A 495-nucleotide genomic window follows, 5' to 3' on the forward strand; every position below is an offset into this window, starting at 1 on the left:
CCCCCCCCCGCGGCTCTGTTTTCCACCCCCCCCCGGCCACCCCGGCTGGCCGTGCGTCGCGTGGGCTCGGCAGAGCGCGCCGCGGACCGGGCAGCCGCCGAGGCGGCCCGCTCCGCCCACGCGGCCGACCGCCGGGCGCTGGTCGAACAGACCGCCCACGCCGAGTGGGTGGACGACCGCGAGCGCGAGCGCGGCGGCGTGACGGGGGCGAGCTGGGACCCGGTCCCGGTGCCGCTGCCCACCTACGTCACGGCCCCGGTCGCCCCCCGGGCCAGCGGCAACGCCGACCTCGGCGGCCCCGACGGCTGGAGCCCGACCCGCTCCAGCACGGCGGGCCCCACCGACGGTCCACCCGCGGAGACGGGCCCCGCCGACCCGCCCGACCCGGCGGACCCGCCCCGCCCCCCCCCCCCCCCCCCCCCGCCCCGGGGCCCCCCCCCCCGGGAGCCCGAAGCCCCCCCCCCCCCCCCCCCCCCCCCCCCCCCCGCGCCCCCC

The 495-nt window shown here is 85.3% G+C and carries 1 pseudogene; it reads left to right on the top strand.

From position 1 onward, the window contains the following. Nucleotides 1-60: 60 nt before the first annotated feature. A pseudogene (locus AAHZ94_RS36585) lies at nt 61-495 on the top strand (hypothetical protein); the annotation flags it as partial.

Origin of the sequence: Streptomyces sp. HSW2009, assembly GCF_040240285.1 — a bacterium.
Lineage (GTDB): Bacteria > Actinomycetota > Actinomycetes > Streptomycetales > Streptomycetaceae > Streptomyces.